The sequence below is a fragment of the Paraburkholderia sp. genome (assembly GCF_035656215.1).
Lineage (GTDB): Bacteria > Pseudomonadota > Gammaproteobacteria > Burkholderiales > Burkholderiaceae > Paraburkholderia.
This window is the reverse complement of the sequence record NZ_DASRSY010000085.1, coordinates 1-9,417: the sequence shown is the minus strand read 5'-3', so window position 1 is coordinate 9,417 and position 9,417 is coordinate 1. Positions and strand designations below refer to the sequence as shown.

At 62.7% G+C, this 9,417-nt stretch carries 9 protein-coding genes and 1 pseudogene; 9 read left to right on the top strand and 1 reads right to left on the bottom strand.

All coding sequences use genetic code 11. The features are described from left to right. The 5 genes and pseudogenes from VFE81_RS04825 to VFE81_RS04805 all read left to right on the top strand — a co-directional run. A pseudogene (locus tag VFE81_RS04825) lies at window positions 1–194 on the top strand (chemotaxis protein); the annotation flags it as partial. Further along, entirely contained in the window at window positions 191–730 is a 540-nt protein-coding gene (locus tag VFE81_RS04820; RefSeq protein ID WP_325043505.1) for a hypothetical protein, read from the top strand. The pseudogene VFE81_RS04825 and the gene VFE81_RS04820, both read left to right, overlap by 4 nt. A 20-nt stretch (window positions 731–750) precedes the next feature. Continuing rightward, window positions 751–1,116: a response regulator gene (locus VFE81_RS04815; RefSeq protein WP_028196001.1), complete on the top strand. Its 366-nt coding sequence runs from the start codon at window positions 751–753 to the stop codon at window positions 1,114–1,116. A 241-nt stretch (window positions 1,117–1,357) separates the two neighbouring features. After that, a complete protein-coding gene (locus tag VFE81_RS04810; RefSeq protein WP_325043504.1) occupies window positions 1,358–2,230 on the top strand; it encodes a class II glutamine amidotransferase in 873 nt (290 codons plus the stop codon). Window positions 2,231–2,389: 159 nt separating this feature from the next. Continuing rightward, window positions 2,390–3,556: a porin gene (locus VFE81_RS04805; protein ID WP_325043503.1), complete on the top strand. Its 1,167-nt coding sequence runs from the start codon at window positions 2,390–2,392 to the stop codon at window positions 3,554–3,556. A gap of 122 nt (window positions 3,557–3,678) precedes the next feature. Here VFE81_RS04805 and VFE81_RS04800 read toward each other — a convergent pair whose 3' ends face one another. Next, window positions 3,679–4,644 (bottom strand): LysR family transcriptional regulator, encoded by a 966-nt coding sequence (locus VFE81_RS04800; protein ID WP_325043502.1) that lies wholly within the window; start codon window positions 4,642–4,644, stop codon window positions 3,679–3,681. Between the two features lie 237 nt (window positions 4,645–4,881). Here VFE81_RS04800 and VFE81_RS04795 point away from each other — a divergent pair, with 237 nt between their 5' ends. The 4 genes from VFE81_RS04795 to VFE81_RS04780 form a co-directional block, all read left to right on the top strand. Continuing rightward, window positions 4,882–6,219 carry an MFS transporter gene (locus tag VFE81_RS04795; protein ID WP_325043501.1) on the top strand — a complete coding sequence of 446 codons (1,338 nt, stop codon included), beginning with the start codon at window positions 4,882–4,884 and terminating at the stop codon, window positions 6,217–6,219. A 10-nt stretch (window positions 6,220–6,229) separates the two neighbouring features. Next, entirely contained in the window at window positions 6,230–7,009 is a 780-nt protein-coding gene (locus VFE81_RS04790) for an SDR family oxidoreductase (RefSeq protein WP_325043500.1), read from the top strand. A gap of 34 nt (window positions 7,010–7,043) precedes the next feature. After that, window positions 7,044–8,771, top strand: coding sequence for a dihydroxy-acid dehydratase (gene ilvD / locus VFE81_RS04785; protein ID WP_325043499.1), 1,728 nt, complete (start codon window positions 7,044–7,046; stop codon window positions 8,769–8,771). Further along, the coding region (locus VFE81_RS04780; protein WP_325043498.1) for an NAD(P)-dependent oxidoreductase at window positions 8,768–9,417 on the top strand (650 nt) is incomplete at its 3' end. The genes ilvD and VFE81_RS04780, both read left to right, overlap by 4 nt.

Below are 9,417 nucleotides of genomic sequence, written 5' to 3'. Positions count from 1 at the left end.
AAGTGCGGGCACTCGCGGCGCGTTCTGAGGAATTGTCGAAGAGCTATCGCGACAGCCTGCATCGCAACGACCTGACCACCACCTCCACGTTCCAGGACATCCAGGCGGGTGGCAAGATGATCGCGGCGTCGCTCTCCAGCGTTGAGTCGCTCGCCAATCAGTTCCACGCGAAGCTGCACCAGGTGTCGATGTGATCACGGGCAACGCGAAGGACAGCTTCGACCGCATTTTCCGCAAGGCGGCGCAGGCGCGTTTGCCGCAGGATGCCGGCGATACGTGCGAGATCGTGCCGCTCGCCGAGGCGAGTACGGGCGCGACGAAGGACACTCAGGTGGTCGTGCTGACCATCTCGTCGATCGTGTTCAGACTGCTGCTGATCCTGCACTTCGACGAAAACGGCAGTACCCGTGACTACTACCTGAATGAGATCGATGAGCGGCCGTTTCAGGGCGCTTTTCTGGAAATCTGCAATCTGTGCTGCGGTGCGATGAATCAGGAGTTGCTGCGTTATTTCCCGGACCTCGGCATGTCGACGCCTTATGTATTGAGTGCGCGTTGTCTGGGGCATCTGTCCGAATTGAAGCCGGGTTTTCTGTCGTCGTATTCGATCACGCTTAACGGTTCCGTGCAGCTTGCCGCGACGGTATGCGTGTGCGCGCATGCACTGATCGACTTTGTGGCGGATACGGGCGCGATCGAAGAAACCAGCGGTGTGCTGGAGTTGTTCTGAAAGTTGTCATAGGAAAAAACATGTCGAAAATTCTGGTGGTGGATGACTCGAGCACGGTGCGCGACGAAGTGGCCGGCTTTCTGAAGAAGAACGGTCTGGACGTCGACACGGCGGTGGACGGCAAGGACGGCCTCGCCAAACTGAAGGCCAGCCCCGGCATCAAGCTGGTGATCAGCGACGTCAACATGCCGAACATGGACGGCCTGACGATGGTCGAGAAGATTCGCGGCGAACTCGCGAACACGACCGTCAACGTCATCATGCTGACAACCGAGAGCAGCCCGGCAATGAAAGAGCGCGGCAAGGCGGCGGGCGTGAAAGGCTGGATCGTCAAGCCGTTCAAGGGCGACGCGGTGCTGGAAACGTTCCGCAAGCTGGCGAGCTAGACGCTGCACGTGCGGCGCTCCGGCCAAAGGTGAGGGTTTTCGGGAGCCCGCGCGCCAGTGATTTGCAAAGCATGATTCGCTATAACGGCGGCGGTTGAAACACGCTAGTCTCCCACTGAATGTGAACGACTGGGATGACACGTGATGGCCGCGAAAACTTCAAAAAACGCAGGCGCCGCAACCGCGGATGTCGTCACGTTCACGCACCTTCCGGCGCAATGGGCGTAGGACGGCTGCGGACATGTGCCAATTGCTCGCCCTCAGCTGCGCCGAACCCACTGACGTCAGTTTCTCCCTGACCGGCTTTGCCGCACGCGGTGGCCTCACCGATCATCACGTCGACGGCTGGGGTGTGGCGTTCTACGAAGATCGCGCGTGCCGCGTGTTCGTCGATGAAAAGCCCGCGTATCAGTCGCCGGTGGCGGAGTTTCTGAAGAGCTATCCGATCAAGTCGCGCAATGTCGTCGCGCACATTCGCAAGGCGACTCAAGGTAGCGCGCGCGTGGAAAACTGCCACCCGTTCATGCGCACGTTGCGCGGCCAGCAATGGGTGTTCGCGCATAACGGCGACCTGCAACCGCTTGGTGAACCGGAGCAAGGTCCGTATGCCCCGGTGGGTACGACCGATAGCGAAGCGGCGTTCTGCTTCATCATGAATCGTCTCTACGCGCATTTCGCCACGCACGCGGACACGGATATGGATATGGACGCGGACGTGGAGGACATCGACGCCGTGTTCCAGGTTATCGAGCAGGCGACACGCACACTGAACCCGTATGGCATTTTCAACTTCGTGCTTTCGAACGGCACGGCACAATTCGCGTATTGCTCGACGCGTCTCTCGTATGTGATACGTCACTGGCCGTTTTCGAGCGCACGTCTCGTCGACGGCGATCTGACGGTGGATTTCGCCGAGCGTGGCACGCCGTCCGATCGCACGGCGGTGATCGCCACCACACCGCTCACCGATGAAGTATGGACCGCCTGCGAGCCAGGCGATCTCCTGATGTTCCGCAGCGGCGCACTGGTGCGGCGCGCGCATGTACCTGTTCCCGCCGAAGTCCTCGCGACTTCGAAATACGCGCCCTCCGAATTGTCCGCCGTCCCGGCGTGATATCACGCCAATAAGCACACCAATACGTGGCCTTAGAAGCGGCCACGCGACTGTCGCTTTCATATTCATCGAAGAATTAGTTCGTTTGCCGACGCAAATTCCTCTCGTATCGTTTCGCCAGATTTAAACAAATAGAACATTGATACGGGAACTCACAAAATGAAACGTCTTTCTCTCCTCGCATTGCCTGCCGGTCTTCTGTTTGCTGCCGGCGCCCAGGCGCAAAGCAGCGTCACGCTGTATGGCATCGTCGATGCCGGTATCGCTTACGTGCATAACGCACAAGGCGCGAACGGCCAGAATCAGTCGTCGCTCGTGAAGTTCAGCAGCGGCAACCTGTCGGGCAGCCGCTGGGGTCTCAAGGGCACTGAAGACCTGGGCGGCGGTCTTGCCGCGGTGTTCCAGCTCGAGAACGGCTTCAACGTCGGTACGGGCGCGCTCGGCCAAGGCGGCCGCGAATTCGGCCGCAAAGCGGTGGTCGGCTTGTCGAGCGGCACGTGGGGTGCGGTCACGCTGGGACGTCAATACGATCCGATCGTCGATCTGGTTCAAGGCCTCACTGAAGACAACTACTTCGGCGGCGTGTTCGCCACGCCCGGCGACCTCGACAATTACGACAACAGTCTGCGCGTGAGCAACTCGGTCAAGTATGTGAGCCCGGTGTTCGCCGGCTTCCAGGTGGAAGCGTTGTACGGCGTGGGCGGTGTGGCCGGTGCAACCGGCAACGGTCAGACGTACAGCTTTGGCGCGGGCTATGCGAATGGTCCGCTGTCGCTCGGCGCAGGCTACTTCTACGCGAATGGCGGCAACACGACCACGGCGAATGTGCGCACGTGGACCAGCAGTTCCGATTCGCTGTTCAACACGGTGATCAATGCGGGCTTTGCGAGTGCGAAGTCGATTCAGATCGTACGTGTCGGCGGACAGTACGTAATCGGCGCGGCAACCATCGGCGCGGCTTACTCGAACACGCAGTACGCGAACGATGCGTTCTCCGCGTTCCGCGACACGGCCAAGTTCAACACCGGCTCGGTGTTCTTCAACTATCAGATCACGCCGGCCTTGCGCACGGGGGTGGGATACAACTACACGTCGCTGACGGGCCCGAGCTCGGCGCATTACAACCAGGTCAACCTCGGTGCGGATTACGCACTGTCGAAGCGCACCGAACTGTACGCGCTGGCGGGCTACCAGAAGGCGAGCGGCAACACACTGAACGCGAGCGGCAAGGTGGTGAGCGCGCAAGCCTCGATCGGCAGTTACGGCGTGAATTCAGGGACGAACAGCCAGGAATTGGCGATCGTGGGTATTCGCCACAAGTTCTGATTACCTGGTTGAACGAGCCGGCGGCCTTGACGGCGGCCGGCTTTCCGAATGCCTTCAAAAAGCTCAAAGGTGAGAATATTCGGGAGCCGACGGGCAATCAGCGACACGTGAGCCCACACGCATCATTCCGCCTCACCATCCAGCAATTCCGACGACGACTCCCGCAAGCACTCGCTGAACAGATCTGCCGCCGGCGCGGAGGTATCCGCGCGCCACACCAGCACCACTTCACCTAACGGTTCAAGCGGCGCGAGCGGCAGTACGCGCATGCGTCCACGGCTCACGTGATGCCGCGCGACCGACAGCGGCAGGATCGATACGAAGTCGCCACCGATCAGCAGCGACAGATTCAATGTCAACGAACTCGATTCGACCGCGCCGCGATCGAGCGGGATGCCTTGTCCGGCGAGTGTCTCGGCCAGCGTCGCGAAAGCGGGTGAACCTCGCAGCGGCGTGATCCAGCGCGCCGAGCGCAGATCATTCCAGCTCACCGGCATATCTACCTTGCCGAGTGGATGGCTCGCGCCCACTACAAACACGAAGGGCTCGCGATGCAACGTCTGCTGGCGCAACATGCCCTGGTTGTCGGCGAGCCGGTTACGGCCTAAGGCGAGATCGAGCTCGCCTTCGTCGAGCATCTTGATCAGCTTGTCGAGCGTCGCTTCCACAAACGACAGTGTCGCCGACGGCGCGCGGCGCATGAACAGTTCGACCGCATGCGCGATCAGCGGCTGCGGAATCGTCACGACTGCACCGAAGCGCACGTGACCGGCCGTGCCGGTGGTCAACGCGCTGACGTCGCGGCGTGCCAGTTCGATGTGTCGCAGGACTTCCCGGCCACGCGCGGCCATCACCTTGCCGATACTGGTCAACTCGACCGCGTTGCCGACCCGTCGGGCGACCGGCACGCCGAGCGCTTCTTCGATCTCGCCGATCTGCTTCGAAATGGCCGGCTGCGTGACGTGGAAGGCGGCCGCAACCCGCGTCACCTGGCCGAGTTCCGCGAGACTCGCGAGGATGCGTAGGTGCGGCAGTTTCAGGCCGCTGCGGAAGAAGCGGTCGATTGCGTCGTTTTCGGTAGTTGCCATCTGTGTTTACCCAATGGACATAACTGAATGGTAATGACCTGCGCCAAAACAGTGATTTGCGGTATGGCGCTCAATCCGGCTAATCTCCAATATCAGCAGGACGGTAGAGCGTGAAGCGAGTGGGTCGAGCATAGCAGCCAGGCTTCGATCGCATGACTCAGGGTATAACCGGAGTCGCTCCATGCGCCGCATCGCCGCGACCACAGCGCGCATTCAAGCGCGCGGAAGGAGACAAGCATGAGCACCCCTCTATACGGCGGCGCCGAGCAGCCCGCTGTGCCGAATAAACCCGCAGAACCCGCGGAATCCGCAGAACGCATGGCGCTGTATCGCAAGCTCGCCTGGCGCATCGTGCCGTTTCTGTTTCTCGCGTTCATCGTCGCGTATATCGATCGTGTGAACGTGAGCTTCGCCAAGTTGCAGATGCTCACCGATCTCTCGTTGAGCGAGACCGTGTACGGCGCGGGCGCCGGTATCTTCTTTCTCGGCTATTTCATCTTCGAGGTGCCGAGCAACCTCATCTTGCATCGCGTCGGCGCACGCATCTGGATCGCGCGGATCATGGTCACATGGTCGATCGTCTCGTGTCTGACGATGTTCGCGAGCGGCGCGACCTCGTTCTACGTGTTGCGCTTTCTGCTCGGTGTTGCCGAGGCGGGCTTCTTTCCCGGCATCGTGTTGTATCTGTCGACGTGGTTTCCGTCGAACCGGCGCTCGCAGATCATCGCGCTGTTCATGGCGGCGATTCCGGTGTCGGGTGCGATCGGCGGTCCGGTGTCGGGTTGGATCATGCAGCAACTGGCTGGCGTGCATGGGCTCGCTGGTTGGAAGTGGCTGTTCCTGATCGAGGGCATCGCGTCGCTGGTGGTCGGCATCGCCGCGTTTTTCGTCTTGCACGACCGCATCGAGTCGGTGAGTTGGCTGAACAAAGAGGAAAAGGCGCTGCTCGCACGCGACCTCGAAGCCGATGCGCAAACGCGTGCTCATCAAACGGTGCGCGGCGCGTTTACCAATCCGAAAGTGTGGCTGCTCGGCCTGCTGTACTTCTGCATCGCGATGGGTAACTACGGCCTGGTCTTCTGGATGCCGACCATGATCCGCGCGAGCGGTGTGGTGAGCGTGGCGAATATCGGTTTGCTGTCGGCGGTGCCGTCGCTGATCAGCGCAGTCGCGATGATCCTGATCGCGCGTCACGCCGACAAACACGACGAGCGGCGCAAGCACGTGGCCGTGTGCGCGGTGCTGGGTGCCATCGGCATGCTGGCTTCGGTGCTGCTCGGCCAACACGTATGGCTCTCGATGGCGGCGCTGGTGGTCGCGGCGATTGGCATTAATTCGATTGCGCCGGTGTTCTGGGGCATTCCGACCGCGCTGATGGGCGGCGTGGGCGCGGCGGCGGCCATCGCGGTGATCAACTGCACCGGCAATCTGGCGGGCTTCGTAAGCCCGTACGTGATCGGTTTTCTGAAGGACACGACCGGCACCTTGCTGCCCGGCATGATCGTGCTCGCCTGCGCGCTGGTGCTGGCTGCGCTGATCGTGCTGGCGATGCCGGCCACACGCAAAGCAGCATGAGGAGAACAGAATGACGCAGCAGGTTTGTATGGTCACTGGCGCGGCCACCGGCATCGGCGCGGCCACCGCGTTGCGCTTTGCGGGCGCCGGTTGGGCCGTGGCGATCGGTAACTTCGACGACAGCACGCGCGAAGCGGCGTTGGCTGTCGAAGCGCAATGCAGACAACTCGGCGCCGAGACGCTGGTGTTCGACGTCGACGTCGGTTCCGACGCGGCGTGCGTGAAAGCGGTCGCCTCGGTGGCCTCGAAGTGGCAGCGCATCGACGCGCTGATCAACTGCGCGGGCACGACGCGTTTCATCCCGCACGGCGATCTGGCCGCCGTCGACGACATGGAGTTCGAGCGCGTGTATCGCGTGAACCTGATCGGCATGTTTCAAATGACGCGCGCCGCGGTGCCCGTGTTGCGCGATTCATCGACCGCTTCGCATAGCACGGCGGTAATCAATATTTCGTCGCTGGCCGCGCTGAACGGCACGGGCTCTTCGATTGCCTATGCCGCTTCGAAGGGCGCGGTCAATACGCTGACCCTCTCGCTTGCCCGCAATCTCGCGCCGCATATCCGCGTGAATGCGTTGGCGCCCGGCATGGTGGACGACGGCTTGCCGCGTCGCGTGCTGGGTGAAGAGGCGTACGCGAAGATCGTCGACAGCATGACGAATGTCGCGCCCCTCAAGCGCGTGTCGCAGCCCGGCGAGATCGCCGACCTTGCCTGGTTCATCGTCGCGCATGCGCCTTCGATGACTGGCCAGGTGATCGCCGCCGAGAACGGCATGTTGCTGAACGGTTGAACGTACAGCCTACGGATACGTACAGGAAAAAATCATGAGCAATCTTCACAAACACCGCTCGCGCACCGTCACCGAAGGCATCACGCGCACGCCGCATCGCGCATTCCTGCGGGCGACGGGCATGGACGACGCGGCGATCGAAAAGCCCTTCGTTGCGATTGTCGATACGTTCGGCGAAAACACGCCGTGCTCGATGTCGCTGGCAGCCGTTTCCGACAACGTGCGCCTCGGCGTCGCGGCGGGCGGCGGTGTGCCGATTCGCGGCTCGGCGATTTCGGTGTCGGACGGCACCTCGATGAATCATTCGGGCATGCGTTTTAGCCTCGTGTCGCGCGAGATCATCGCGGACAGCGTCGAGGTTTTCGTGCGCGCCCATTGCTACGACGCGTTCGTCGGCGTGGCCGGTTGCGACAAAACGCTGCCCGGCATACTGATGGGCATGGTGCGGGTGAACGTGCCGGGCGTATTTCTGTTCGGCGGCGCGATGTTGCCGGGCATCGCGCCGGACGGCACGCAAGCGACGATTCTGACCGCGATCGAAGCGGTCGGCGCAGCGCAACGCGGCGACATGTCGCTCGAAACCTTGCGTGGCATCGAGAAGCGTTGCACACCGGGTGCGGGATCTTGCCCCGGACAATTCACCGCGAACACGATGGCGATGGTCGCCGAAACGCTCGGTCTCGCGCCGCTCGGCTCGGCGATGGTGCCTGCCGTCTACAGCGAGCGCATTGCGATTGCGCGCCGTGCCGGCGAAACGGTCATGAATACGCTGAAAAATGGCGGTCCGCTGCCGCGCGATCTGGTCACGCGCAAGAGCCTGGAAAACGCGTGCGCGGCAGTGGCCGCCACCGGCGGTTCGACCAACGCGGCGTTGCACATTCCAGCGATCGCGCACGAAGCGGGTATCCGCTTTACGTTAGACGATGTGTCGGAAGTGCTCGCCCGCACGCCGTTGATCGGCGATCTGCAGCCGGGCGGCAAGTATCTCGCGCTGGATCTGTATCACGTTGGCGGCGTGCCGGCGGTACTGAATGCGCTGCTCGCGGGCGGCTTCCTGCATGGCGATACGTTGACGCAAACCGGCGAAACGCTCGAAACCGCGTTGAAGGCGTTCGCAGGCCCCGATGGGCGCGTCGTCCGTCCGCATAACGAGCCACTGAGCGAGAACGCCGGGCTGGTGGTGTTGCGCGGCAATCTCGCACCGGATGGCGCGTGCCTGAAAACCGCGGGCTTGAAGTCCATGGTCTTCAGCGGCACCGCGCGCGTGTTCGAAACCGAAGAGGCGTGCATGTCGGTCGTGTCGAAGCGCACCTACCAGGAAGGTGACGTGCTCGTGATCCGCAACGAAGGGCCGAAGGGCGGCCCTGGCATGCGCGAGATGCTCAGCGTGACGGCGGCGATCTATGGTCAGGGGATGGGCGAAAAAGTTGCGCTGCTGACCGACGGACGCTTCTCAGGCGCGACGCGCGGGATGTGCATCGGCTACGTTGGACCGGAAGCGGCGGCAGGCGGCCCGATTCGCTTGCTCAGAGACGGCGACCGGATTCATATCGACGCGCACAAAGGCACGCTCGACGTCGAATTGAGCGATGAGGAACTCGCGCGGCGCGCCAGGGAGGCCGTGCCGTTTACACGGGGTCGCCTCGGCGGCGTACTGGAGAAATACGAAGCGCTGGTGCGGCCGGCGAATCTCGGCGCGGTGACTCACTCGGGCGCCGTGGCGTGGCCGTATGAGGCGTCGATCGGTGAGGATGAGGCATGAGCGTCGGCATCGCGATGGGTGCTCCGCGCGTCGGTTTTTGTGGCATCGGCAAGATGGGCGAGCCGATGGCCTGGCGGTTGCTCGCGGCCGGACACACGCTGCGGGTGTGGAATCGATCGTCGGCGAAACTGGCGGCGCTGGCAGCAGAGGGCGGTGTCGTCAGCGACTCGCCGAGGCATCTGGCCGAGACGAGCGACGTCGTGATGCTGTGTCTCGGCGATGGCCACGCGGTTGAAGACGTCGTCTTCGGTGCACAAGGACTCGCGCATGCCTCTAACGCACCGCGCTTTCTGATCGACCATTCGACCATCTCCCCCACCGAGACCCGGCGCCTCGCCCGGCGTTGGCATGAACTGACTGGCGACGCGTGGATCGACGCGCCCGTGTCCGGTGGTACGGCAGGCGCGGCGGCGGGCACGCTTGCCATCATGTGCGGCGGCAACGCGAACGATATCGCCGCAGTCGAACCGTTGCTGCGCGCCTACGCTGCGCGTGTCACGCGCATGGGCACCACCGGCGCGGGACAAGCGACCAAGCTCGCGAACCAGGCGATTGTCGTAACGACCATCGCGGGCATCGCTGAGGCCTGCGTTCTCGCTCAACGCGCCGGCATCGACGCCGCCGCGATACCGGCCGCCTTGCAAGG

Bases quoted from the DNA above. Each gene is read 5' to 3' on its own strand.
- VFE81_RS04815 (WP_028196001.1), top strand. From the start codon at position 751: ATGTCGAAAATTCTGGTGGTGGATGACTCGAGCACGGTGCGCGACGAA.
- VFE81_RS04810 (WP_325043504.1), top strand. From the start codon at position 1,358: ATGTGCCAATTGCTCGCCCTCAGCTGCGCCGAACCCACTGACGTCAGT.
- VFE81_RS04805 (WP_325043503.1), top strand. From the start codon at position 2,390: ATGAAACGTCTTTCTCTCCTCGCATTGCCTGCCGGTCTTCTGTTTGCT.
- VFE81_RS04800 (WP_325043502.1), bottom strand. From the start codon at position 4,644: ATGGCAACTACCGAAAACGACGCAATCGACCGCTTCTTCCGCAGCGGC.
- VFE81_RS04795 (WP_325043501.1), top strand. From the start codon at position 4,882: ATGAGCACCCCTCTATACGGCGGCGCCGAGCAGCCCGCTGTGCCGAAT.
- VFE81_RS04790 (WP_325043500.1), top strand. From the start codon at position 6,230: ATGACGCAGCAGGTTTGTATGGTCACTGGCGCGGCCACCGGCATCGGC.
- ilvD (WP_325043499.1), top strand. From the start codon at position 7,044: ATGAGCAATCTTCACAAACACCGCTCGCGCACCGTCACCGAAGGCATC.